The sequence below is a fragment of the Microbacterium sp. NPDC057944 genome (assembly GCF_042887445.1).
GTDB lineage: Bacteria > Actinomycetota > Actinomycetes > Actinomycetales > Microbacteriaceae > Microbacterium > Microbacterium natoriense.
In genome coordinates this window covers 1,969,924-1,994,330 of record NZ_JBHVPJ010000001.1, presented here as the reverse complement: position 1 = coordinate 1,994,330, position 24,407 = coordinate 1,969,924, and the positions used below count along the sequence as shown (strand labels likewise).

Annotated in this window: 23 protein-coding genes; 10 read left to right on the top strand and 13 right to left on the bottom strand. The window is 69.4% G+C overall.

Going from position 1 to position 24,407, the window contains the following annotated elements:
- Nucleotides 1-28 precede the first annotated feature (28 nt).
- From ACFVRO_RS09105 to ACFVRO_RS09075, 7 genes are all read right to left on the bottom strand, one after another.
- Entirely contained in the window at nt 29-2,716 is a 2,688-nt protein-coding gene (locus ACFVRO_RS09105; RefSeq protein WP_386951485.1) for a VaFE repeat-containing surface-anchored protein, read from the bottom strand.
- A 203-nt stretch (nt 2,717-2,919) separates the two neighbouring features.
- The gene (locus ACFVRO_RS09100) at nt 2,920-3,561 is read right to left on the bottom strand and encodes an NAD(P)-dependent oxidoreductase (protein WP_386951483.1); all 642 of its coding nucleotides are present in this window, start codon (nt 3,559-3,561) and stop codon (nt 2,920-2,922) included.
- 11 nt (nt 3,562-3,572) lie between these two features.
- Nucleotides 3,573-4,580 (bottom strand): 23S rRNA (guanosine(2251)-2'-O)-methyltransferase RlmB, encoded by a 1,008-nt coding sequence (rlmB, locus tag ACFVRO_RS09095; RefSeq protein WP_105674013.1) that lies wholly within the window; start codon nt 4,578-4,580, stop codon nt 3,573-3,575.
- Nucleotides 4,573-5,979 (bottom strand): cysteine--tRNA ligase, encoded by a 1,407-nt coding sequence (gene cysS, locus ACFVRO_RS09090; RefSeq protein ID WP_105674015.1) that lies wholly within the window; start codon nt 5,977-5,979, stop codon nt 4,573-4,575. Before cysS ends, rlmB begins: the two co-directional genes overlap by 8 nt.
- Nucleotides 5,980-6,051: 72 nt before the next feature.
- Nucleotides 6,052-6,642, bottom strand: a complete 591-nt coding sequence (locus tag ACFVRO_RS09085; RefSeq protein WP_105674017.1) for a short chain dehydrogenase — start codon at nt 6,640-6,642, stop codon at nt 6,052-6,054.
- Nucleotides 6,643-6,724: 82 nt separating this feature from the next.
- Nucleotides 6,725-7,903 carry a 2-C-methyl-D-erythritol 4-phosphate cytidylyltransferase gene (ispD, locus tag ACFVRO_RS09080; protein ID WP_386951480.1) on the bottom strand — a complete coding sequence of 393 codons (1,179 nt, stop codon included), beginning with the start codon at nt 7,901-7,903 and terminating at the stop codon, nt 6,725-6,727.
- 64 nt (nt 7,904-7,967) lie between these two features.
- Nucleotides 7,968-8,450 (bottom strand): CarD family transcriptional regulator, encoded by a 483-nt coding sequence (locus tag ACFVRO_RS09075; RefSeq protein WP_045255828.1) that lies wholly within the window; start codon nt 8,448-8,450, stop codon nt 7,968-7,970.
- A gap of 135 nt (nt 8,451-8,585) precedes the next feature.
- Between ACFVRO_RS09075 and ACFVRO_RS09070 the strand changes: the two genes are divergently transcribed.
- Nucleotides 8,586-9,122: a DNA modification methylase gene (locus ACFVRO_RS09070; protein WP_105674021.1), complete on the top strand. Its 537-nt coding sequence runs from the start codon at nt 8,586-8,588 to the stop codon at nt 9,120-9,122.
- A gap of 67 nt (nt 9,123-9,189) precedes the next feature.
- Here the strand turns inward: ACFVRO_RS09070 and ACFVRO_RS09065 are convergent, their stop codons facing one another.
- Both ACFVRO_RS09065 and ACFVRO_RS09060 read right to left on the bottom strand, forming a co-directional pair.
- Nucleotides 9,190-9,873: a response regulator transcription factor gene (locus ACFVRO_RS09065; RefSeq protein WP_105674023.1), complete on the bottom strand. Its 684-nt coding sequence runs from the start codon at nt 9,871-9,873 to the stop codon at nt 9,190-9,192.
- Nucleotides 9,870-11,099 (bottom strand): cell wall metabolism sensor histidine kinase WalK, encoded by a 1,230-nt coding sequence (locus tag ACFVRO_RS09060; RefSeq protein ID WP_105674163.1) that lies wholly within the window; start codon nt 11,097-11,099, stop codon nt 9,870-9,872. The genes ACFVRO_RS09065 and ACFVRO_RS09060 overlap by 4 nt, the downstream gene beginning before the upstream one ends.
- Before the next feature lie 199 nt (nt 11,100-11,298).
- On the opposite strand from ACFVRO_RS09060, the gene phoU reads away from it, so the two are divergent.
- Nucleotides 11,299-12,009 carry a phosphate signaling complex protein PhoU gene (gene phoU, locus ACFVRO_RS09055; protein ID WP_105674025.1) on the top strand — a complete coding sequence of 237 codons (711 nt, stop codon included), beginning with the start codon at nt 11,299-11,301 and terminating at the stop codon, nt 12,007-12,009.
- 80 nt (nt 12,010-12,089) lie between these two features.
- Here the strand turns inward: phoU and ACFVRO_RS09050 are convergent, their stop codons facing one another.
- Complete coding sequence (locus tag ACFVRO_RS09050; protein WP_105674027.1) at nt 12,090-12,839, bottom strand: phosphoglyceromutase; 750 nt, start codon at nt 12,837-12,839, stop codon at nt 12,090-12,092.
- Nucleotides 12,840-12,876: 37 nt separating this feature from the next.
- On the opposite strand from ACFVRO_RS09050, the gene ACFVRO_RS09045 reads away from it, so the two are divergent.
- Nucleotides 12,877-13,707, top strand: a complete 831-nt coding sequence (locus tag ACFVRO_RS09045) for a class I SAM-dependent methyltransferase (protein WP_386951477.1) — start codon at nt 12,877-12,879, stop codon at nt 13,705-13,707.
- 161 nt (nt 13,708-13,868) lie between these two features.
- Here the strand turns inward: ACFVRO_RS09045 and ACFVRO_RS09040 are convergent, their stop codons facing one another.
- From ACFVRO_RS09040 to ACFVRO_RS09030, 3 genes are all read right to left on the bottom strand, one after another.
- Complete coding sequence (locus ACFVRO_RS09040; protein ID WP_386951475.1) at nt 13,869-14,987, bottom strand: YgfZ/GcvT domain-containing protein; 1,119 nt, start codon at nt 14,985-14,987, stop codon at nt 13,869-13,871.
- A gap of 1 nt (nt 14,988) precedes the next feature.
- The gene (locus ACFVRO_RS09035) at nt 14,989-15,591 is read right to left on the bottom strand and encodes an FABP family protein (RefSeq protein WP_105674033.1); all 603 of its coding nucleotides are present in this window, start codon (nt 15,589-15,591) and stop codon (nt 14,989-14,991) included.
- A 147-nt stretch (nt 15,592-15,738) separates the two neighbouring features.
- On the bottom strand, nt 15,739-16,029 hold the full coding sequence (locus ACFVRO_RS09030) for a hypothetical protein (RefSeq protein ID WP_105674035.1): 291 nt from the start codon (nt 16,027-16,029) through the stop codon (nt 15,739-15,741).
- A gap of 122 nt (nt 16,030-16,151) precedes the next feature.
- Between ACFVRO_RS09030 and ACFVRO_RS09025 the strand changes: the two genes are divergently transcribed.
- From ACFVRO_RS09025 to pstB, 7 genes are all read left to right on the top strand, one after another.
- A complete protein-coding gene (locus ACFVRO_RS09025) occupies nt 16,152-16,835 on the top strand; it encodes a response regulator transcription factor (protein WP_223586046.1) in 684 nt (227 codons plus the stop codon).
- Between the two features lie 52 nt (nt 16,836-16,887).
- Nucleotides 16,888-19,053 carry an RNA degradosome polyphosphate kinase gene (locus tag ACFVRO_RS09020; protein ID WP_105674039.1) on the top strand — a complete coding sequence of 722 codons (2,166 nt, stop codon included), beginning with the start codon at nt 16,888-16,890 and terminating at the stop codon, nt 19,051-19,053.
- Nucleotides 19,050-20,030: an NUDIX hydrolase gene (locus ACFVRO_RS09015; RefSeq protein ID WP_105674041.1), complete on the top strand. Its 981-nt coding sequence runs from the start codon at nt 19,050-19,052 to the stop codon at nt 20,028-20,030. The genes ACFVRO_RS09020 and ACFVRO_RS09015 overlap by 4 nt, the downstream gene beginning before the upstream one ends.
- Before the next feature lie 162 nt (nt 20,031-20,192).
- Complete coding sequence (gene pstS, locus ACFVRO_RS09010) at nt 20,193-21,302, top strand: phosphate ABC transporter substrate-binding protein PstS (RefSeq protein ID WP_386951472.1); 1,110 nt, start codon at nt 20,193-20,195, stop codon at nt 21,300-21,302.
- Between the two features lie 91 nt (nt 21,303-21,393).
- A complete protein-coding gene (pstC, locus tag ACFVRO_RS09005; RefSeq protein WP_386951470.1) occupies nt 21,394-22,344 on the top strand; it encodes a phosphate ABC transporter permease subunit PstC in 951 nt (316 codons plus the stop codon).
- Between the two features lies 1 nt (nt 22,345).
- On the top strand, nt 22,346-23,443 hold the full coding sequence (gene pstA, locus ACFVRO_RS09000; RefSeq protein ID WP_105674045.1) for a phosphate ABC transporter permease PstA: 1,098 nt from the start codon (nt 22,346-22,348) through the stop codon (nt 23,441-23,443).
- A gap of 23 nt (nt 23,444-23,466) precedes the next feature.
- Entirely contained in the window at nt 23,467-24,246 is a 780-nt protein-coding gene (gene pstB / locus ACFVRO_RS08995) for a phosphate ABC transporter ATP-binding protein PstB (RefSeq protein WP_105674047.1), read from the top strand.
- The last annotated feature ends 161 nt before the right edge of the window (nt 24,247-24,407 follow it).

Sequence of the window (24,407 nt, the reverse complement as noted above, 5' to 3'; positions counted from 1 at the left end):
GACCGGCCCTTCTCGTCTCAGGAGGTGCTCAGACCTGGTCGCGCGTCCGGCGCTGGCGGATCAGAGCGATCGTCCCGAGCAGGATCGCGACGACTCCCGCCGCCGTCAGCACCACGGGCAGCGCTCCGCCGGTCGCGGCGAGCCCTCCCGTCGATCCGTTCGAGCCGGTCGAGGGACCGGCAGGAGCCGCCGGCTGCTTCTCGACGACCACGGTCTGCGCGGCATCCTCGATGTCGGTGTGCGCGGCGACCGGGGTTCCCGATGCCGTCGCCCCGACGTAGAGGGTCTCGAACGCCACGAGCGTCGATCCCGCGTAGCCGGTGGGCACCGTGAAGCTCACGGCGATGCTTCCCGTCGATGCGGTCGGCGTGAACGTCGCCGTCGCCGTGATGCCCGTCGCTGAGCCGTCGGACTTGCGCATCAGCTCACCGGCGACCGTGTACTCCACGCCCGGGGTCAGTCCGGTGTACGCGATCGTGTCGATCACCGTTCCTCCGCCCCAGGCCAGGGTGTGGTCCTGGTCGGCGCCGTCGAGGAGCGTCGTGCCGATCGCGGGGACGAGAGGCTGCGCCTCCACCGCCACGGTCTGATCCACGTCGTCGATGTCCCTGTGCTCGGCCACCGGGGTGCCCGTGGCCTCTCCGCCCGAGTACAGCGTCTCGAACGCGACCAGAGACTGCCCCGCGTATCCCACGGGAACGACGAAGGTCACGTCCACCGTGCCGTCCGTCGACGTCGGCGTGAAGGTCGTCTCACCGGTGATGCCGGTGGCGGAGCCGTCCGCCTTGAGCATCAGCTCGCCGGCGACCGTGTACTCCTGCCCGACGGTCAGCCCCGTGTACGCGATCGTGTCGATCAGCGACCCGCCGTTCCACGCGAGGGCGTGGTCCTCGTCCGCGGCGTCGACCAGGGTCGTTCCGATCGCGGGCACCAGGGACTCGACGACGAAGGTCTGGCCGGCATCCTCGGCGTCATGGTGCACGGCGTAGACGTCGCGAACGGGGACTCCGAGGTCGTAGCGCCACCGGTAGAGCGTCTCGTAGACGACGAGCGTCTTGCCCGCGTACTGCTCCGCCTGCGCGGCGGTCAGCGTGAACACGACGTCGACATCGCCGCTCGTCGCCCCCGCATCCACGGTGAAGTAGTCGGATTCCGCGGTGATCCCGGTGGGCGTCGCCACGCCGCCTTCGACGAGCATGAGCTCGCCGCCGACCACGTAGTCGTTGATGAACTCGCCGTCGACGAGGGTGTTCGGCTCGAGATCCCGGTAGCTGACGGTGTCGGTGACAGTGCCCCCGGTGAGGAGCAGCACCTTGTCGTCGGCCGGGTTGTCGGTCGTCGCCAGCGTGCCGATCGACGGCTCCGGCAGCACCGCGACCGTCTGGTCCACGTCCTCGATGTCCTCGTGGACCGCGACCGGAGTGCCCGTCGCCGTCGCCCCCTCGTACAGCGCCTCGAAGGCGACCAGGGACTCCCCTGCGTAACCGCTCGGAACCGTGAAGGAGACCTCGACCGTGCCGTCTGCGGCGGTCGGCGTGAAGGTCGTCGCCCCCGTGATGCCCGTCGCGGAGGCGTCCGCCTTCACCATGAGCTCACCGGAGACGGTGTACTGCTGGCCCACGGTCAGTCCGGTGTAGGCGATCGTGTCGATCAGGCTGCCGCCGTTCCAGGCGAGGACGTGGTCTTCGTCCGCAGCATCCGTCAGCGTCGTGCCGATGGCCGGAACAGCGGCCGCGGCCCAGGCGCCCTGCGCCGACGCCGAGGTCGTCGCGGTCGAGGCCGCGACGAGGATCTGCGACTGACGGTGCGCCGCCGCCGTGGGCGTGGTGCTGCCGACGACGGGGGTCGAGACGACGAGACCGGTGCCGTCGGCCCCTGCCACCGTCGCGGTGACCGTGGCGGAACCGGCGACCGTCGAGCCGCGCAGATCGAGGAAGACCTGCTGACCGTCGACGACGGCGTTCGCATTGATCGGGCTCCCCGCCGCGTCGGTGAACGCGTGCGCGGGGCTCGAGGTCACGGCCGCGGTGGCCTGGTTCGTCGAGACCGTGAACGGTCCGAAGAGCGATCCCGCCGCTCCGGAGCCCGCAGGGCCGGCGACGGAGACGTCGATGTCCGCCGTGGTCGGGGGCGTCTGATTCTGGTCGGCGTTGGCCCCGTTCACCAGGTACCAGTACACCGCCTCGGAGTTGGGGGTCTCCCAGGCCCAGGCAGCATCCCAACCCAGGTCGGTGTATCGCCAGATCGCATACTGCGTCGCCTCGACGGCGTCGCTGACGCTGAGGTTCGTGACTCCGGCGGCGGTCTGCAGAGCGACCAGGTCGATCGCCGGATAGGAGTGCGTCAGGACCCAGTGGACCTTCGCCTGAACAGCGGGGGTGGTGAAGAGATTCGCCCCCAGGTAGGACGAGAAGTCGCCGACGACCGCGCTGGTGCCGGTGCGTCGGCTGACATCGTGCTCGATGCAGTACGCCCAGTAGTCGGCCGTCCCCGGGTTGGCCGTGTCGGTCGGCACGGGAACGTACACGGGGCGGATGGCAGTGCCCGAGTAGCCCTGCGAAGCCGTCCCCACCCAGACCGGGTCTCCCGGCGCGATGTCGGTCGCCGCGACCGCCGGTGCGGCGAACGCGGCGGGTATGAGAGCGGTGAGTGCGAGCAGAAGCGCCGCAGCGCCCCTCCCCGCTCTCGTCTTACGAGTCGAAGCGGTCGTCTTCACGATAGGTCAGCATCCTTGTCACGTGGGCGCACGAGTGCGCACTCTCCCCTGAATAGAGGACTCCCCCGTTGACTGAGTCCTCGCGATCAGTCTGGGAGCGGCGCACAGGGTACAGCAACGGACGAAGGATTCCTGACCCCCTCTGGGGGTCAAAGGACGCAGATCACGTAATGGGCGCCGCCCGCTGACCCGGCGGCGACGCGTCAGTAACCGACGGTGAACCGCTCGCGGTGATGGTTGCCCTGCTCGATCTCGTCGACCACGGCGACCGCGAAGTCGGCACCGGAGATGTACGACTTGCCCTCCGCGTCGCGCACGATCACGTCGCCGCCATCGCGGTAGCCGCCGGTGCGCTCGCCCTCCGCCCAGGGGCCGAAGACCTCGGCCGGGTGGATGAAGAACCAGTCGACTCCGGCATCCGTCGCCTCCAGCAGCGCGAGGGAGTCGATGCCGACCTGCGCCTCGTGCTTGTACTCCTCGGGGAAGTCGAGGTCGAACAGACGCGGGCCTCCCGGAGCCACCAGGCTGCCGCCGGCGCCGCCCACGACGCCGAGACGGGTGGACGTTCCGCTGACCTGCGCGACGACGTTGGCGAGAGCCTCCAGCGCCCTGTCGGCCATGTCGCCGCGGGGCGACAGCGCCGAGACGACCGCGTCGGCACCGGCGAAGGCGTCGGCGATCGACGCGAGGTCGAGAGCGGAGCCCTGCACGTAGTCGGCCCCCTCCACCCGGTCGGACGGGACGGAGCGCGAGACGGCGACCACATCGTGCCCGCGGCTCACCGCCTCCGAAACGATGTGACGACCGGCGTAGCCGGTGCCTCCGAGGACGACGATGCGAGCCATGGGGTGCCTTCCTACTTCTTCGCGTTGCGGGTGGTGGAGACCTGGTACAGCGCGACGGAGGTCGCGATGCCGGCGTTCAGCGACTCGGCGGCGGTCGAGATCGGGATCGACACGATCTGGTCGCAGGTCTCTGCGACCAGGCGGGAGATCCCCTTGCCCTCCGACCCGGTGACGATCACGACGGGGCGGTCTGCCAGCTGCAGGTCGGGCAGCATCACGTCGCCGTCTCCGTCGAGCCCCAGCACGAACACGCCCTGCTTCTTGAACTCCTTGAGCATGGTCGTGAGGTTCGTGGCGAGAGCGACCGGGATGCGCGCCGCTGCTCCTGCGCTCGTCTTCCACGCCGCCGAGTTGACCCCGGCCGAGCGACGCTGCGGAAGGATCACGCCGTGTCCGCCGAAGGCCGCCGTCGAGCGGATGATCGCGCCGAGGTTGCGCGGGTCGGTGATGCCGTCGAGAGCGACGAACAGCGGAACCTGCCCCCGGCTGATGACCTTCTCCAGCAGATCCTGCGGGTGCGCGTACTCGTACGGCGGAACCTTGATGGCCACGCCCTGGTGCACGCCGTCGAACCCGGCCATGCGGTCGAGCTCCTGACGCGTCACCTCGAGGACCGGAATGCCGCGGTGCGTGGCGATCGACAGCATCTCCTTGACGCGGTCGTCCATCTCCACGCGCTGGGCGATGTAGAACGACGTCGCGGGGATCTTCGCGCGCAGCGCCTCGAGCACCGAGTTGCGGCCGGTGACGAACTCGGTCTCGGTGGTGTTGTCCTTCGCCCTCGCCGAGCGGTTCGGGTTCCCACCAGCGGCCTGGCGCTGGCCGGGCCGTCCCTTGCCTCCGGACGCGGCGTAGCGCTCGGCGGCGGCCTTGCGCTTGCCCGCCGGGTGCCAGGCGCGGTCCTCCGCCTTCGGGGTCGGTCCGCGGCCTTCGAGGGCCTTCCGTCCGAGTCCGCCCGTGCCCTTGCTCGGGCCCTTCTTCTTGCCCTTGCCCGCTGAGGGGTTGCCTGGCTTAGCCATCGATACTCCAATGAGTTCCGGCCGGAGAGTCCTCCAGCGTGATTCCTGCGGCGGCGATCGCGTCACGGATGCGATCCGCCGCCGCCCAGTCCTTGTCAGCACGCGCCTGGGCTCGCTGGGTGATCATCGTCTGCACGAGCGCGTCGAGAGCGGATGCCGTGGCACCCTCGCCTTTCGAGCCCCACTCGGACGAAAGCGGGTTGATACCGAGTACATCGGTCATGCCCACAACGTCTTGGAATGTGCTCTCGATCTCAACACCCGGATCTCCCGCGAAGCCGTAAGCCGTGTTTCCGGCGGTCACGGTCGCGTGAAGGACGGCAAGCGCCTTTGGCACGTTCAGATCGTCATCCATTGCCGCGACGAAGGGTGGCGGCAGTGTGGGCCTCACGCTTGGGTCCACAACGCGCGCGGCGCGCTCGAGAAAGGTTCGGATCCGTCCGAGCGCCGCCTCGGCCTCGGCCCATGACGCGTCGGTGAGATCGAGGCTCGACCGGTAGTGCGCGGCGGCGAGCGCGTAACGGACCACGAGCGGCTCGTGCGTCTTCAGCACGTCGGACGCCAGGGTGAAGTTGCCGAGGGACTTCGACATCTTCTGCCCGCCGACGGTCACGAGACCGTTGTGCACCCAGTACTGCGCGAACCCGAGGCCCGCGGCCGTCGACTGCGCCAGCTCGTTCTCGTGGTGGGGGAAGCGCAGATCGAGTCCGCCGCCGTGGATGTCGAACGCGTCGCCGAGGTAACGGCGCGACATGGCCGAGCACTCGATGTGCCAGCCGGGGCGACCGGGTCCCCACGGCGAAGCCCAGGTGGCGTCCGCCGGCTCGCCCGGCTTGGCGCCCTTCCAGAGCGCGAAGTCCTGCGGGTTGCGCTTGCCGCGCGGGTCGGCGTCGGCCGCCGCCTCCATCGCATCGACGGACTGGTTCGTGAGGGAGCCGTACTCCGCCCACGAGCGCACGTCGAAGTACACGTCGCCGGAGCCGTCGGGCGCCGGATACGCGTGTCCGCGCTCGATGAGCGTCGAGATCAGCTCCTGCATCTGCGGGACGGATGCCGTCGCCCGCGGCTCGTACGTGGGCGGGAGGATGCCGATCGCGGAGTACGCGCTCGTGAACTCCTGCTCCATCCGGTACGCGAGCGCCCACCAGGGCTCGGCATCCGTCGCGTTCGCGAGGACCTTGTCGTCGATGTCGGTCACGTTCCTCACGAACGTGACACGTGTGCCGTCGTACGACAGCCAGCGACGCAGCAGATCGAAGCTGAGCGCTGCGCGGACGTGCCCGATGTGGGGGCCCGACTGCACCGTGGGTCCGCACACGTACATCGTGACGTTCTCGGGATCGAGAGGCACGAAGTCGCGCAGCAGCTGTGCGCGGGTGTCGTAGAGGCGGAGAGTCACCGCACAAGCCTACCGGGCGCGCCGTCGCGAAGCCTGGGCGCGCCGCAATGCGTCACGCGGCGTGGAGCGGCCTCAGTCGACCGGCAGGACCTGCCCGGTCTGCACGCCCAGGACGCTCTTCGCGTACGCCTGACCCACCCGGAACGATGACACCGGGATGAATCCGGGGAAGGACGAGTGGTACGACGGCGCGTCCTCCAGCACGGACGGGCTGACGGCGTTGATGCGGATGCCGCGCGGAAGCTCGGGCGCCGCCCCGAGGACGAACGACTCGAGCGCCCCGTTGGCGAGGGATGCCGCAGCCCCGGTCGCGATCGGCTCCCTGGCGAGGATGCCGGAGGTGAGGGTGAAGGACCCGCCGTCGCGCACGAAGGGCGTCCCGATCCGCACGATGTCGAGCTGCGAGAGCACCTTGCCCCGGAAGGCCGATTCGTACGCGTCGCGTCCGAGCTCGGACAGCGGAGCGAACGGCACGCTCCCGACCGCCGCGATGACGGCGTCGACGGTGCCGACCTCGTCGAACAGGCGCGCGATGGATGCCGGGTCGGTCACGTCGACGGCGGGGTTCCCGCTCCGGGAGGCGGCGATGATCTCGTGCCCCTCCAGTGCGGCCTGCGCCGCACGCCCGACATGCCCTGATGCTCCGATGATGAGGATCTTCAACTCGACTCCTTCTGCCGTGGTCACGCTAACGGGCAACGAGGGGACGCCGTCCGGCATTCCCGCACGGCGCGGCGCCCGTGGATCAGGAGGCGTGGACCATCGCGATCGCCGTGACCGCGATGCCCTCCCCGCGTCCGGGGAAGCCCAGGCCGTCGGTCGTCGTCGCCGTCACCGACACCGGGGCGCCCCCGAGGGCGGCAGAGAGCACGGCCTCCGCTTCTGATCTGCGTCCGCTGAAGCGCGGCCTGTTGCCCTGGAACTGGACGGACACGTTGCCGATCGCGAAGCCCGCCGCCTCGAGGATCTCCCTGGTGCGGGCGAGGAACACCGGCGCATGCGCTCCGGCGTACTCCGGATGCGCCGTGCCGAAGTGCTCGCCGATGTCACCGAGGCCGGCGGCCCCGAGCAGGGCGTCCACGATCGCGTGGGCGACGGCGTCCCCGTCCGAGTGTCCGGAGAGCGGCTGCTCCCCCGGCCAGACAAGCCCGGCCAGCCACAGATCGCCCTCCCCTCCGAAGGCGTGCACATCGGTGCCGATGCCGACGCGGACCGCGCCTGCGGACCGGATCGGTGCCGAGAGCAGATGCCGCGCCCGCTCGAGGTCTGCCGGTGTGGTGATCTTGAAGCCGCGCTCCGCCCCGGGGATGTGGCGCACCGCGTGCCCGGCGGCCGCGAAGAGGGCGGCGTCGTCGGTGTACTCGACCCCCGCCGTCCGCGCCTCGGCGTAAGCCGACTCCAGGAGTGCACGGGGGAAGCCCTGCGGCGTCTGCGCGGCCGCGAGCTCGGAGCGGTCGACGGCTCCGGTGACCCCGTGCTCGTCGACCCGCTTCAGGGTGTCGACCACCGGCAGGACCGGGATCACGCCCGAGGCGTCGTCGACGGCCGCGGCGACCGCGTCGATCACCGCAGCGGGTGTGAGCGCTCGGGCAGCGTCGTGCACGAGCACGGTCTCCACATCGCCCCACAGGGCCGCGAGGCCGGCGGCCACCGACTCCTGTCTCGTCGCGCCGCCCGTGACGATACGGCCGAGGTCGGCCCGCTCGCCGGCGGCGGCGAGCAGTTCGCTCTCGGCATCCCCTTCGAATCCGGCGGGCGCGACCACGACGACCTGCGCAGGAGCCGCCGCGAACACGCCGTCGAGGGCGTGGCGCAGGATCGAGTGGGCGTCGATGCCGACGAAGGCCTTCGGCGCTCCCCCTGCCAGGCGGGTGCCGGAGCCTGCGGCGACGACGATGATCGCGGTGTGCGGAACGGGAAGCATGCTCACACGCTACCGGGCATGAGAAAAGGGCGGATGCCGAAGCATCCGCCCTTCACGAAGAGTCTCAGGAGGCGAGGACCTCGTCGAGCAGCGCGCCCGCCTTGTCCTCGTCGATCTTCTCGGCCAGAGCCAGCTCCGAGATGAGGATCTGGCGAGCCTTCGCCAGCATCCGCTTCTCACCAGCGGAGAGACCGCGGTCCTGGTCACGGCGCCACAGGTCGCGAACGACCTCGCTGACCTTGATCACGTCACCCGATGCGAGCTTCTCCAGGTTCGCCTTGTAACGGCGAGACCAGTTGGTGGGCTCCTCGGTGAACGGAGCACGCAGCACCTCGAACACGTGGTCGAGGCCCTCCTTGCCGATCACGTCGCGGACGCCGACCAGGTCGACGTTCTCTGCAGGAACCTCGATGATCAGATCACCCTGGGTGACGTTGAGCTTCAGATACTTCTTCGCCTCACCCTTGATGATGCGCTCCTTGACCTCGATGATGGTCGCAGCGCCATGGTGCGGATAGACGACGGTCTCGCCAACCTCAAAAAGCATAAAAACGTGTCCTTTCGGCAACCTCAAGGATACCACAGGGATTATGCGCTAAGGTTCGCGCCCCCTCATCCACGGGCGCTCTCGACTTACCCATAGAATGGGAGGCGGATATCCCGCCGGACCTCAGGAGGACCCGTGAAATCGCGCATCGTCGCGTCTGCCGCCATCAGCGCCCTCGTTCTGCTCGGCGCGACCGGGTGCACGTTCATCACCCCGCAGTCGACCAAGATCGAGTATGCGGCGTCCGACGGCGTGAACGTCTCCGACGCCTCCGGCCCGCTGGTCGTCCGCAACGCCTTCATCGTCGCGAACGAAGACGGCTCGCTCGGCAACCTGGTCGCCGCGATCGTCAACCCGACCACGGAGAAGGCCACCATGACGATCACGCTCGACGGCAACGATCCGTTCGCCGTGACGGTCCCCGGCGGCAGCACCGTGAGCCTCGGCACGAAGGCCGACGACGCGCTGCGCATCTCCGACCTCGGCGCCATGCCCGGCAGCACGGTCGAGGTGCACTTCCAGTCCGGCGACAGCACCGGCACCAAGGCGCAGATCCCCGTCCTCGACGGCTCGCTCCCCTACTATTCCGACCTGGTGCCCTCCGCCGACAAGCCCCAGTCGTCGCCGACGCCCGTCCCCACCGACACCGCGGCTCCCGCGCCGTCGAACTGACGCAGCACCGCGCACGCAGAAGAGGCCGGCACCCATCGGGTGCCGGCCTCTCCCGTGTCCGCGGAGCTCAGCCCTCGAACCGATAGCCGAGTCCGCGCACGGTCACGAGCATCACCGGCTCGCCGGGGTTCTGCTCGATGCGGGAGCGGATCCGCTTGATGTGCACGTCCAGGGTCTTCGTGTCGCCGAAGTAGTCGCTGCCCCAGACCCGGTCGATGAGCTGGCCCCGGGTGAGCACGCGACCGGAGTTGCGCATGAGCACCTCGAGGAGCTCGAACTCCTTCAGCGGCATGTTGATCTGCTCTCCGTCGACGGAGACCGTGTGCCGGTCGATGTCGAGAGACACCCGGCCGCCGTCGAGGACGCGCTCGTCGAGCTCGCTGTCGGCCTGCACGACCCGTCGCAGCACCGCCCGCATGCGTGCGAGGAGCTCGCGCGAGGAGTAGGGCTTGGTGATGTAGTCGTCGGCGCCGAGCTCCAGCCCCACCACGATGTCCACCTCGGAGTCCTTCGCGGTGAGCATGATGATCGGCACGGCGGACGTCGAGCGGATCTGTCGGCACACCTCGGTGCCCGGCATGCCCGGCAGCATGAGGTCGAGCAGCACGATGTCCGCTCCGCGCTCGCGGAACGCCGTGAGCGCACCGGGTCCGTCTTCGGCGATCTCGACCTCGTACCCCTCCCGGCGCAGCAGATAGGCCAGGGGGTCGGCGAGGTCGGGCTCGTCTTCGACGAGGAGGATGCGGGTCATACTGTCTCTCCGTTTCGAACGCGGACCGCGTCGGCGGCCTTGGCCGCCTTGCGCTCGCGCTTCTTCTTGCGCTTCTTCTCCTTCTTCCCCGCATCCGCAGCTGGCGAATCGATACGGGGAAGTCGGACGGTGAAAGTTGATCCGCGGCCGGGGCGCGACCACAGCAGCACCTCGCCGCCGTGACGCTGCGTCGCGTGCTTGACGATCGAGAGCCCGAGGCCGGTGCCGCCGGTGCGCCGGGAGCGCGCCTCGTCGGCGCGGTAGAAGCGCTCGAAGATGCGCTCCCTGTCGGCCTCGGCGATGCCGATGCCCTGATCGGAGACCGCGATCTCCACGACGCCTCCGTCGGCTCGCACGCCGACGCCGACGCGCGACCCCTTGGGCGAGTAGACGATGGCGTTCGCGATGAGGTTGCCGACCGCCTCGATGAGGATCTGCGCGTCGCCGCGCACCCACACCCCGCGGTCGCCGCCGCGGGCGAGGTCGACGCCGGCGGAGTCCGCCTGGACCGCATGCGCCTCGATGGATGCCGCGATCACCTCGTCGATCGAGACGGGGCGGACGTCGCCGAGGCCGTCGTCGGCCTGCAGCCTCGACAGGCTCATGATGCGCCCCGTCAGCTGTCCGAGCCGGTACGCCTCTGCGGAGATGCGAGCGGCGAAGATGCGCACCTGAGCGGGGTCGTCCGCCGCCGACTCGATCGCCTCGGCCAGGAGGGTCACCGCGCCGACCGGCGTCTTCAGCTCGTGGCTGGTGTTGGCCACGAAGTCGCGACGCATCTGATCGAGCCGCTCCTGCTCCGTGACGTCGCGGATGATGAGCAGCGACATCCGCGGGCTGATCACGCTGGCCCGCGCGGAGACGAGGCGGGGGTCGAGGCTGAGCCCTCCCCGGGTGATGCGGAGCGACTCGGTGGCCGTGCCCCCGGTGCTGCGCACGCCGCGCACGAGCTGTCGCAGCTCGGCGTTGTCGAGGGTGGCGCCGACCTCGATGCCGAAGCGCGCCGCCGCGTGGGATGCCGCGAGCACGAGCCCCGACGTGTCGACCACGCACGCGGCGTCGTCCATGCTGCCCAGCACATCGGTGACGCCGTCGGGCACGATGGTCGACGTCTCCTCGACGACGCGGGCGCGAGCGCGGTAGGCCCAGACCACGAGCAGCGAGAGCGCGACGCCGATCGCCAGCCCGATGGCGAGCGAGAACAGCGCGATCTGCGGCAGGGTCATGAGTCCAGCGTAGAGTGCGTTCACCGGCCGCTCGGCGGGTTTCCGGGCGCCCACGGCATCCGGAGAAGTACTATTCACGTGCTGGGCACCGTTCGTTAACCTTCGGGGCACACAATCGCTTCGGGCCTGTGCGGGAGTGCGGCCCTCCCCTCTCGCGCGGCTCTCGCCGTCGAGATCCGAATGAAAGGTTGCGCCCAACATGCGCGAAGTCTTCCACCAGTCCCTCGAGGACCTGCAGAACCGCCTCGTGGAGATCGCGGACCTCGTCACGGTCTCGATCGACAAGGCGACCCGCGCGTTCGCCACGAGCGACGTCGCGCTGGCCGAGGAGGTCATCGCCGACGACGCGAAGATCGACGAGCTTGCCGTCGAGCTGGACGAGCAGGCCATCGAGATCCTCGCCCGTCAGCAGCCCGTCGCCCGCGACCTGCGCATCGTCGTCAGCGCCCTGCGCGTGAGCGCATCGCTCGAGCGCATGGGCGACATGTCCGAGCACATCGCCCAGCTCGCACGTCTGCGCTTCCCCGAGCGCGCCATCCCGAAGGGCCTCAAGGGCACCTTCAAGCGCATGGGCGAGCTGGACGTCGAGATCGCGCGCACGCTCAGCGAGCTGCTGCGCACCCAGGATCTGCGCCTCGCGGACGCCATCCGCAACTCCGATGACGATGTCGACGAGCTTCACGTGAACGTCTTCGACAAGGTGCTCAGCGACAACTGGAAGGGCGAGGCGACCGCGACCGTGGACGCCACCCTGGCCAGCCGCTACCACGAGCGCTTCGCCGACCACGCGGTGGCCGTCGCGAAGAAGGTCGTCTACCTCGCGACCGGCGACTGGCAGATCGACGAAGAGGACATCGCCCTCGCCGTCGAGCAGCAGGAGGCGGAGCAGGCCGACCTCGGCCACGCCTGACCCCGTTCACGACGCCCCACCTGAGTGATCAACTCAGGTGGGGCGTCGTCGTTCAGGTGGGGCGTCGAGCTCCGCTGCTGCTACTTCTTGCCCTGGGCGGCGACCGCGGCCGCGCCCGCGGCTGCGGCCTCGGGGTCGAGGTAGCGGCCGGGGCCCGTCGGCACGTTGTTCTCGTCGAGCTCGTAGACCAGCGGGATGCCGGTGGGGATGTTGAGCTCGGCGATGTCCTCGTCGCTGATGCCCTCGAGGTGCTTCACGAGGCCGCGCAGCGAGTTGCCGTGCGCGGTGACGAGCACGGTCTTGCCCGCCTCGAGGTCGGGGACGATCGCGCTCTCCCAGTACGGCAGCAGACGGTCGATCACGAGCTTGAGCGACTCGGTGCGCGGGACCTCGCCGTCGATGCCCGCGTAGCGCGGGTCGTTCACCTGGCTGAACTCGCTGTCGTCGTCGAGCACGGGCGGCGGCACGTCGAAGGAGCGACGCCACAGCTGGAACTGCTCGGGGCCGAACTCCTCGAGCGTCTGCGCCTTGTCCTTGCCCTGCAGGGCGCCGTAGTGGCGCTCGTTGAGACGCCACGAGCGGGTCACGGGGATCCACAGGCGGTCGGCCGCGTCGAGCGCGATGTTCGCGGTCTGGATCGCGCGGCTCAGCAGCGAGGTGTGGAGCACGTCGGGGAGGATGCCGGCCTCGGCGAGCAGCTCGCCGCCGCGCTGGGCCTCGGCCTTGCCCTGCTCGTTCAGGCGGACGTCCACCCAGCCGGTGAAGAGGTTCAGTTCGTTCCACTCGCTCCGGCCGTGGCGGAGCAGGATCAGGGTGCGCGTCGCAGTCATGCAGCCAGTTTATCGGCGGGGCTGGAAGGATTGACTCATGGCGTCATCTCCTCTCGGCCGGCCAACGCGCGGCACCACGGGGACCAATCGACTCCGGCGCAACGACCGCTGGATCGCCGCGAGCGACGCCTTCCGCCGCGCTGGCGACCCCCTCGTCGTCGATCTCGGCTACGGCGCGAGCGGCGTCACCGCCTTCGAGCTCGCCGCTCGTCTCCAGCGGGTGAGGGCGGATGCCGAGGTCAGAGGGCTCGAGATCGATCCTGCCCGTGTGACCCTCGCGACCGAGCAGCTCGATGACGTGCGTGCGGGGCGCACATCATTCCCCCACGACCTCGCCGTGTCGTTCGGGCGCGGAGGCTTCGAGGTGCCGCTGCCGTCAGGACGCCGCGCCGCCGTGATCAGGGCGATGAACGTGCTGCGCCAGTACGACGAGTCCGACGTGCCGGACGCCTGGCGCACGATGGCGTCGCGGCTCTCCCCCGGCGGCCTGCTCGTGGAGGGCACATGCGATGAGATCGGCCGCATCGCGAGCTGGGTCGACGTGACGCAGGACGGGGCGCCTGTGCGCTTTACGATCTCACTGCGGCTGGCGGAGCTGGAACGCCCGAGCATCGTCGCCGAGCGGCTGCCGAAGGCTCTCATCCACCGGAACGTCCCCGGCGAGCGCGTGCACGCTCTTCTCGTCGACCTGGACCGCGAATGGGACCGTGCGGCTCCCCTGTCGACGTTCGGCGCGACGCAGCGCTTCCTCGCCGCGGTGTCGGCACTGAAGGATCAGGGTTGGCCCGTTCTCGGCGGTAAGACCCGCTGGCGTCTCGGCGAACTCACGCTGCCCTGGGAGGCCGTGGCCCCGCTCCTCGCCCGTTGAGCGGCCGCTGCCGTCGAGCGCCCCTCGGTCATTGAGCGAGGGAGCGCAGCGACCGAGACGAAAGCCCTCATCCGACGCGTCTCGTCTCGCTCCGCTCGCTCAACGACCCGGGGCGATACGGCCCCGAACGGTGCCACGTCGAGCGCCCGCAACGACGCGGCTCAGGCGTCGCGCGGATCCGGTGCGCTGGGGCGGCGCGACAGTCGTGTGAGCCGCGGGATGTCGGCGGTGGCGCCGGCGTCCGCGGGGACGATCACCTGCTGGGATGCCGCGATATCGGCGCCGTCCGTCCGCACGACGAGATCGCCGACCGGAGCTCTGCGCGACAGGATGGCCAGAGCGATGGGACCGTCCTCGTGGTGCCGAGCGACCGAGGTGATCCGCCCGACCTCGTCGTCGCCCGCGAACACGGGGTCTCCGACGGCCGGGAGCACGGCATCGCTGCCGTCGAGGTGCAGCGCGGCCAGGCGCCGCGGCGGGTGGCCCAGGTTGTGCACCTTCGCGACCGTCTCCTGCCCGCGGTAGCACCCCTTGTTCAGATGCACGGCCGTGCGGATCCAGTCGGACTCGTGCGGCAGCGAGCGCTCGTCGACCTCGGCGGCCCAGCGCGGACGCCAGGCGGCGACGCGGAGCGCCTCGGTCGCGAGCAGGCCGGCGACGGCATCCGGTCCGACGGACGCGGCGAGCGCCGCTGCGCCCTCTGCCGTCACGATCGCGACGCGCCAGGCGAGCTCCGCTCCCGGGTGCTCCGCGACCTCGGAGTACTGGTGCCCTCCGGCGCTGACGCGCTGCCAGGGGTCGGCCCAGACGAGGGGCAGGTCGTTCGGAGCTGCCGCCGCCGCTACCGCGGTCTGCACCGCCGAACCGCCGTCGACGAAGCCGACCAGCTCGAGATCGTCGCGGACGGTCACCTCTGCCTGGGTGCGGAACTTCATGCGGATGAGCCAGGTCGCCAGGGGCTGGGCATCGGCCGTGTCGGCGATGAGCCAGGTCGACGATCCGTCGTCGAACACACCGGCCGCGTGCTCCACTCGGCCCTGCGGATCGAGCACCAGGAGCTCGGTGCTGTCGCCGGGTGCGAGCCGACCGACGGCCTGCGAGGTGATCGAGTCGAGCCAGCCGAGCCGCTCGGGGCCGGAGACCTCGATGACGGTGCGGTCGCCCAGGGGGGCGAGCGCGTCTCCCGAGGCGAGGCGCCGCTGCTCGCGGAACGCGTCCCCGAAGTGCTCGATCCCGTGCTCTCCCGATACCGCTCCGGCGATCGCCGCGAAGCCGGTCATCTCAGACCCTCGCCAGGCGCGCGGAGGCGTGCGAGCGCAGCGGGGTGCCGAGCGCGGCGACATCCCATGCCCACAGCAGGTGGCCGTCAACCAGTCCGTACATGCGCGACGCCGCTCCGTACTCCTTGGCTCCGGCGCCGCGGACGATCGCATCGGAGGCGATGTCGACGCGCGGGCCGTTGATCTCGCCCAGGTACAGCTCGAGCGTTCCGTCGGAGTGCGCGAGAGACACTTCGAGAGGGAAGCCTCCGGATGCCGATCGCAGCAACTCGACGTCGTCGACGCCGCGGGCGACGGGCTCCGCCGTCGGCGGGAGCAGCGCGGGTCCGGCATCCGCATCCGTCGCCGGTCGCGACAGCCGCCAGAAGCCGCTCTCGGCGGTCAGCGGGATCGATGCGACCTCGTCGAGACCGGTGAAGGTCGCCGTCGCCGCGTAGTTGAGGAAGGGGCCGCCGTCATGGCTGAAGCTCACGCGGTGCGCGAACTCGCCCTGAAGGCGCTCGTCTCCGACCGGATAGTCGATGACGCCGGTGCCCTCCCAGACGCCGATCAGCCAGGCGAGGGGCGCGAGGTCTGCGGGAAGGTCGGTGGGCAGCTCGAGCATGCGCTCAGCGCTGGCCGCGGAAGAGGTTGCGCAGCACCACGACCGAGACGAAGGCGATGGCGAGGCTCGCGAGACCCAGGAGGCCGATGAAGAAGAATTCGAGCGCGACGAGATCCATGCGTCCAGCCTACCCCCACCGCACCCCGGTCAGGCGGGGACGAGGGCGGCCAGACCGAATCCGACCGAGATCAGCCCCGTGAGCAGGAGCGCCCCGGTGATGCTGCACGCGACGCGGAAGATGAACCCCTGCGTGCTGCCGTACCAGAGCTGCACGGCGAAGGAGAGCAGGATGAGTCCGCCGAACGCGACGAGGAGCCAGGAGACCCGCCACTCCTCCGGGACGAACACGCCGACGGCGACCGACGCGAGAAGCGCAGCCCCCCAGACGACGAACACGCCGACGAAGGCGTTGCGCGGCGCGAGTGCGGGTTCCGTCATGGCTCTATTGTCACCCATCCGTCCATAGCTCTATTGTCACCCATCCGTCTCGAAGACGTCGTCACCTTCGACGCCCGGTATCATGGCGGCACGGCGAAGTCCGTCGTCCGAGAGGAGAGCGCGTGGCCCAGATCCTGGTGCTGACCAGCGCCCCCGACTCGGAACACGTCCTGCCCGCACTGGAGCTGCTGAGCCACCGCGTTCGCCAGATCCCCGCCGAGCCGGCCCATCTCGTGAACGCGCCCGAGTACGACATCGTCATCGTCGACGCCCGCGCCGACCTGGTCGGAGCGAAGTCCCTGTGCCGCCTGCTGCGCGCCGCGGGTCAGGACTCCCCGCTGCTCCTGGTCGTCACGGAGGGCGGCATGAGCGCGGTGTCCGGGGAGTGGGGCGTCGACGACGTGCTGCTGTCGACAGCGGGCCCGGCCGAGACCGACGCCAGGGTGCGGCTAGCGCTCGCTCGCCACGACGAGGTCGCCGAGCCCTCGCGCGTGCAGGCGTCCGGCGTCACGATCGACGAGCAGTCGTACTCCGCCAAGCTGCGCGGCAAGCCACTCGACCTCACCTACAAGGAATTCCAGCTCCTGCACTTCCTCGCCACGCACCCCTCCCGCGTGTTCACCCGCGAGCAGCTGCTCAGCGAGGTGTGGGGCTACGACTACTTCGGCGGCACCAGGACGGTCGACGTGCACGTCAGGCGACTGCGGGCCAAGCTCGGCGACCAGGAGCAGATCATCGGCACCGTGCGCAACGTCGGCTACCGGTTCAACGTGTACGACGACGACAGCGTGGTGGCCGCGCGGTAACGGAACCGTTCCGTTCACACGCGCGTCACCTCTCGGTGCTTAGATGTACCCCATGATCGATCCCGCACTCGCCGACGCAGGTCTCGGTGACTCCGAAGACGACGACTTCGATGCCATCGAGTCCCCCGACTCGCTCCTCCCTGACCACCGCTACCTCGACCGCGAGCTGAGCTGGCTCGCGTTCAACCAGCGGGTGCTGGAGCTGGCAGAGGACCCGAGCCTTCCGGAGCTCGAGCGGGCGAACTTCCTGGCGATCTTCGCGAGCAACCTCGACGAGTTCTTCATGGTGCGCATCGCCGGACTCAAGCGCCGCATCATGACGGGTCTCGCCGTGCCCACCAACATCGGCCGCTCGCCCGTCGACGCGCTCGCGGACATCTCGCGCGAGGCGCACGCCCTGCAGCTGCGGCACGCCGAGGCCTGGACGAGCCTGGTCCGTCCTGCTCTCGCCGATGCCGGCATCGAGATCGCCGACTGGGACGAGCTCACCGCCGACGAGCGCGCCGCCCTGTCGGAGTACTTCCAGGCGCAGGTCTTCCCCGTGCTCATGCCGCTGGCCGTCGACCCCGCGCACCCCTTCCCTTACATCTCCGGGTTGTCGCTCAACCTCGCGATCCGCATCCGCAACGCCCGGACCGGCCGTCAGGAGTTCGCGCGCCTCAAGGTGCCGCCGATGCTCCCCCGCTTCGTCGAGGTGCCGGGGACGAGCGAGATCACACGGTTCATCCGCCTCGAAGAGCTCATCGCGAACCACCTGGGCGACCTGTTCCCCGGCATGGAGGTCCTCGACCACCACGCGTTCCGCCTCACCCGCAACGAGGACATGGTGATCGAGGAGGATGAGAGCGAGAACCTCATCCAGGCCCTCGAGGCCGAGCTCATGCGGCGCCGGTTCGGTCCGCCGATCAGGCTCGAGATCACGGATGACATGGATGACGTCACGCTCGAGCTGCTGGTCCGCGAGCTCGACATCACCGACCAGGAGGTGTACCGCCTTCCCGGTTCGCTGGACCTGCGCGGCCTGTTCGGCCTCTCGCGCGTCGACCGACCGGATCTGCGCTACGCGCCCCACCTGCCGACCACGGCCGTCCCGTTCCAGCCCACCGGAAGCAACACGCGCGCCGACATCTTCAAGGCGATCCGCAAGTCCGACGTGCTCGTGCACCACCCGTACGAGTCGTTCACGACCAGCGTCGTCGCCTTCCTGGAGCAGGCGGCCCGCGACCCGCATGTGCTCGCCATCAAGCAGACGCTGTACCGGACCTCCGGCGACAGCCCGATCGTGCAGGCCCTGATCGACGCGGCCGAGGCCGGCAAGCAGGTGCTCGCCCTCGTCGAGGTGAAGGCCCGCTTCGACGAGGCGAACAACATCGTGTGGGCGCGCAAGCTGGAGAAGGCCGGCGTGCACGTCGTCTACGGCCTCGTCGGGCTGAAGACGCACTGCAAGCTCGCTCTCGTCATCCGCGAAGAGGACGGCGTCCTGCGTCACTACTCGCACATCGGCACGGGCAACTACAACCCGAAGACCAGCCGCATCTACGAGGACTTCGGACTGTTCACGACGGATCCGCAGGTCGGCAAGGACCTCACGCGCCTGTTCAACGAGCTGAGCGGCTACGCGATCGAGAAGAAGTTCAAGCGTCTGCTGGTCGCTCCTCTCCACCTGCGCAAGGGGCTGCTCCGCCAGATCGACGGCGAGCGCAAGAACGCCGAGGCGGGGAAGCCGGCGCGCATCCGCATCAAGGTCAACTCGATGGTCGACGAAGAGGTCATCGACGCCCTGTACCGTGCGAGCGCGGCCGGCGTGAAGGTCGAGGTCTGGGTGCGCGGCATCTGCAGCCTCCGCACCGATCTGGAGGGCATCAGCGACAACATCACGGTGCGCAGCATCCTGGGCCGCTATCTCGAGCACTCCCGGATCTTCGCCTTCGAGAACGACGGCGACCCCCAGGTGTACATCGGCAGCGCCGACATGATGCACCGCAACCTCGATCGTCGCGTCGAGGCCCTGGTGCGCGTCACCGATCCGCAGCATCTGCAGGAGCTGCTGGCGTTCTTCGACCTCGCCATGGACCCCGGCACGAGCTCGTGGCACCTCGGGGCCGAGGGAGTGTGGCAGCGCCACGCCGAAGACGCCGACGGCAACCCGCTCGTCGACCTGCAGGATATGACCATGGGGTTGATCCAGCGGCGCCGCCGCGCACGGGCGGTTCGATGACGTCTCCGCAGACGAAGTCGTCGCCCACGCGGGCGAAGTGGACGGACAAGGCCGTGTACGCGGCCGGGGCCGTGGTCTGGCGCATCGTCGACGGCAAGCTCCGCATCCTGCTGATCCACCGCGGCAAGTACCGTGACGTGACGCTCCCCAAGGGCAAGGTCGATCCCGGCGAGATGCTCGCGGAGACGGCCGTGCGCGAAGTGCACGAGGAGACCGGCATCCGCGTCTCGCTCGGGGTGCCCGTCGGGGTCAGCCGCTATCACCTCCCCTCGAACAAGCAGAAGGTCGTGCACTACTGGGCGGCCGAGGCGACGGAGGACGCGATCCGCGCCTCGACGTTCGTTCCGAACCGCGAGATCGCCGCGATCGAGTGGGTGAGCGTGAAGAAGGCGCGGGCGCGTCTGAGCTACCCGGTGGATCACGAGATCCTCGACTTCTTCTCCACACTCGTCGACGACGGCGTGCTGCGCACCTTCCCCGTGATCGCGCTGCGGCACGCGAAGGCCCTCTCGCGTTCCGAGTGGGACGAGGCGGATGCCGCTCGGCCGCTCACCGAGCGCGGGCGCCGGCAGGCCGCGTCGATCGTCGGCCCCCTGCGGGCCTTCGGCGTCCGACGCATCGTCACGAGCGACGCGGTCCGCTGCGTCGCCACCGTCGCCCCTCTCGCGAAGGCGCTCGGACGCAAGCCCATCCTCACCGCGAAGATCAGCCAGGACGCCTGGGAGGACGGCTCCGACGATCTCCGCAGCGTGATCGGCAAGCGCGTGCGCTCGGGCAAGCCCGCCGTCCTGTGCAGCCACGGTCCCGTCCTGCCAGGACTCCTGACCGAGATCGCCCTGGCGACCGGCACCATCCGCGGCTCCTACGTGAGCAGCGCCGCCGCTCTCGAACCGGCCGCGTTCTCGGTCGTGCACCTCTCGGCATCCAATCCCGGCTCCGGGATCATCGCGATCGAGACGCACATCCCCAAGGTCTGAACCCCGTTCGGATGCCGCGACCCGTCTGGAGGGGAATCCAGAGAGTCGCCCGCCGTTCACCTTCCGTTCACCTGGGCGGGAGAATCTCGTTAACCGCCGCGCTTAGCGTCACTGTGTGCCCTGCACCGGGCCCATTCCCATTCCCGATCGAACGGATCCACAGTGAAGATCTCCCGCATCGCCCGAATCGGCGCCATCGGCGCCGTCGCTGCCCTCGCTCTCGCCGGCTGTGCCGCGAACGAAGGCGGCACCGGCGGCTCCACCGACGCTCCCACGTCCGACGCCCCCGCTCTCTCGGGCTCGCTGGTCGGCTCGGGCTCCTCGGCCCAGCAGGTCGCCATCCAGTCGTGGACCGCTGAGTTCCAGAAGACCAACCCCGACGCCGTGGTCGAGTACGACCCGGCCGGCTCCGGCGCAGGCCGCGAGTCCTTCCAGCAGGGCGCAGTGAACTTCGCCGGCTCCGACCGGGCGTTCAAGACCGACGAGGTCAAGGCCGGCGGCTTCGGCGCCTGCGTCGACGGCTCCGACCTCATCGAGGTCCCCGCGTACGTCTCCCCCATCGCCATCGTCTTCACGCTCGACGGCATCGACTCGCTCGACCTCGACCCCGAGACCATCGCCGGCATCTTCGCCGGAAAGATCACCAAGTGGAACGACCCGGCGATCGCCGCGACCAACAAGGACGTCGACCTCCCCGACCTGGCGATCTCGCCGGTGCACCGCTCCGACAAGTCGGGCACCACGGGCAACTTCACCGACTACCTCGCCCAGACCGCTCCCGACGCCTGGACCTTCGGCAGCGTCGAGGAGTGGCCGACCGAGCTCGGCGGCGAGTCCGCGGAGAAGACCTCGGGCGTCGCCAACGCCGTCAAGGGCGGCCAGGGCCTCATCGGCTACATCGACTCCTCGCAGGCCGCCGACTTCGCGTCGGTCAGCGTCAAGGTCGGCGACGAGTTCGTCGCGCACTCCGCCGAGGGCGCCGCGATCACCCTCGACGCCTCCAAGGTCGAGGACGGCCGCACCGAGGGCGACCTCGCGTTCGCGATCGACCGCACCACGACCGAGAAGGGCGCCTACCCGGTGCTCCTCGTCAGCTACCTGATCGCCTGCGCCGAGTACGAGGACGAGAACGTTGCCGCCCTGACCAAGGCGTTCTTCACGACCGCCATCAGCGCCGAGGGCCAGGACGCCGCCGCGAAGAACGCCGGCAGCGCCCCGATCTCCGACGACCTGCGCACCAAGGCGCAGGCCGCGATCGACCTCATCAAGTGACCCAGTAGACGGTGTCCGGGGTGCCACGGCATCCCGGACACCGTCTGTCCGCACCCGATACCCGAACATCACCGAGCAGGAAGCAGCTCCCATGACAGCCACGACAGCGGAGGCTCCAGCCCGCATCGTCGCGAAGAAGCGCGCCGGCGACATCTGGTTCTCCGGCACGGCGGTCGCCGCCGGCTCCATGATCATGATCACGCTCGCCGCGGTCGCGATCTTCCTCATCGTGCAGTCCATTCCCGCCTTCACCGCCGACCACGAGACCGCATCACTGCTGACGACCGGCTTCTGGGACTACGTCGGCCCGCTGCTGTTCGGAACCCTCTGGGCCGCCTTCCTCGCGCTGCTCATCGCCGTGCCGCTGTCGCTCGGCGTGGCGCTCTTCATCACCCACTACGCGCCGCGCCGCCTCGCGCAGACCATCGGCTACGTGGTCGACCTGCTGGCCGCAGTGCCCTCCGTCGTCTTCGGCCTGTGGGGCATCTTCGTGCTCGCCCCCGCGGTGCAGCCGGTCTACGCCTGGCTCAACACCAACCTCGGCTGGATCCCCTTCTTCGGCGGAGTCGTCTCGCCGACAGGTCGCACCATCCTCACCGCGGCGATCGTGCTCGCGGTCATGGTGGTGCCGATCATCACGGCCATCTGCCGCGAGATCTTCCTGCAGACTCCCCGCCTCCACGAGGAGGCGGCGCTCGCCCTCGGCGCCACGCGCTGGGAGATGATCCGCATGGCCGTGCTGCCCTTCGGCCGCTCCGGCATCGTGTCGGGCTCGATGCTCGGCCTTGGGCGCGCCCTCGGCGAGACGATGGCCGTGGCCATGGTCCTCTCCGTGAGCAAGGCCGTCACGATCGAGATGCTCACCTCGACGAACCCCTCGACGATCGCCGCGAACATCGCGCTCACCTTCGCCGAGGCCTACAAGACGAACATCAACGTCCTCATCGCGACCGGTCTGATCCTGTTCATCGTGACCTTCGCGGTGAACGCGGTCGCGCGCTGGTTCGTGAACCGCCGCAAGGAATTCTCGGGAGCGAACTGACATGACCGTGATCGCCCCCCAGACGCCTCGCGCGATCCAGACCTCGCGCGCATCGCTCTCCTCCGGCCACCTGCCCCGCTGGACCCCCTGGGCCCTCCTCGGCATCGCGCTCGTCGTCGCCGCCGCACCGTTCGGCGTGATGGCCGCGGCATCCGGATCCGCCTTCAACATCGCCGGAAGCCTCGTCGTCGGCGCCATCCTCTACCTGATCATCGTCTACGTGACCTCGCGCATCGTCGAGGGGCCGCGCAAGGCGCTGGACCGCTTCGTCACGGGCGTTGTCACCTCCGCGTTCCTCATCGCGATGGTGCCGCTGGTCTCGGTCGGCTGGACCGTGATCTCCAACGGCATCGCGCGCATCGATCCGCTGTTCTTCAACTCCTCGATGCGCGGAGTGCTCGGCGAGGGCGGCGGAGCGCTGCACGCCATCATGGGCACGCTGCTCGTCACGCTCGCCGCCACGATCATCTCCGTGCCGATCGGGCTCATGACGGCCGTCTACCTGGTCGAGTACGGCCGGGGCACGCGGATGTCGAAGATCATCACCTTCCTCGTCGACGTGATGACCGGAATCCCGTCGATCGTCGCCGGTCTGTTCGCCTACGCCGTGTTCGCGCTGATCTTCGGCCCCGGTGTGCGCATGGGCATCATGGGCTCCGTGGCGCTGTCGGTGCTGATGATCCCGGTCGTCGTGCGCTCCACCGAGGAGATGCTGCGTCTGGTGCCGAACGACCTGCGCGAGGCGTCGTACGCGCTGGGCGTACCGAAGTGGCTCACGATCGTCAAGGTCGTGCTGCCCACCTCGATCGCCGGCATCACGACGGGCGTCATGCTTGCCATCTCGCGTGTCATCGGCGAGACCGCTCCGCTGCTGCTCACCGCCGGCTTCACCGACGCGATGAACTACAACCTCTTCGGCGGACGAATGCAGACGCTGCCGGTGTTCATCTACTCGCAGTACGCGTACCAGGGCATCCCCGCCGAGGCCTACGTGGACCGCGCCTGGGCCGCCGCCCTCACACTGATCGTCATCGTCATGGTGCTGAACCTGGTCGCGCGCATCGTCGCGAAGGTGTTCGCCCCGAAGACCGGCCGCTGAGCCACAACCCGAAGGAACCTCACGTGTCCAAGAGCATCGAAGTCAACGACCTCAACGTCTACTACGGCGACTTCCTCGCCGTCGAGGGCGTCTCTCTCGACATCGAGCCGCGCAGCGTCACCGCGTTCATCGGCCCGTCGGGCTGCGGCAAGTCGACCTTCCTCCGCACGCTGAACCGCATGCACGAGGTCATCCCCGGCGCCCGCGTCGAGGGCCAGGTGCTCCTCGACGGAGACGACCTGTACGGCGCGACCGTCGACCCGGTGACCGTCCGCCGCCAGGTGGGCATGGTCTTCCAGCGCCCGAACCCGTTCCCCACCATGTCGATCCGCGAGAACGTGCTGGCCGGCGTCAAGCTCAACAACAAGCGCATCTCGAAGTCCGACGCCGACGCGCTGGTGGAGAAGTCGCTGCAGGGCGCGAACCTGTGGAACGAGGTCAAGGACCGTCTCGACAAGCCGGGCTCCGGCCTCTCGGGCGGCCAGCAGCAGCGTCTGTGCATCGCGCGGGCCATCGCGGTCTCCCCCGACGTGCTGCTGATGGACGAGCCCTGCTCGGCCCTCGACCCGATCTCGACCTACGCGATCGAGGAGCTGATCGGCGAACTCAAGACCGAGTACACGATCGTCATCGTGACGCACAACATGCAGCAGGCATCCCGCGTCTCCGACAAGACGGCCTTCTTCAACATCGCCGGCACCGGCAAGCCCGGCAAGCTCATCGAGTACGACAACACCACGAGCATCTTCACGACCCCGTCCGTCCAGGCCACGGAGGACTACGTCTCCGGCCGCTTCGGATAAGCCCCGGCTGCTCTGGCTGCGTTCTCCGTCTCGGGGGGCACAGCTTCGGAGTTCGGATGAGAAACGCCGTGCGATCGTGAGATCTGCACGGCGTTTCTTCGTTCCGCTCCGAAGCTGTGCTCGCACCTCCGCTCCGAAGCTGTGCTCGCGCCTGAGCTCCG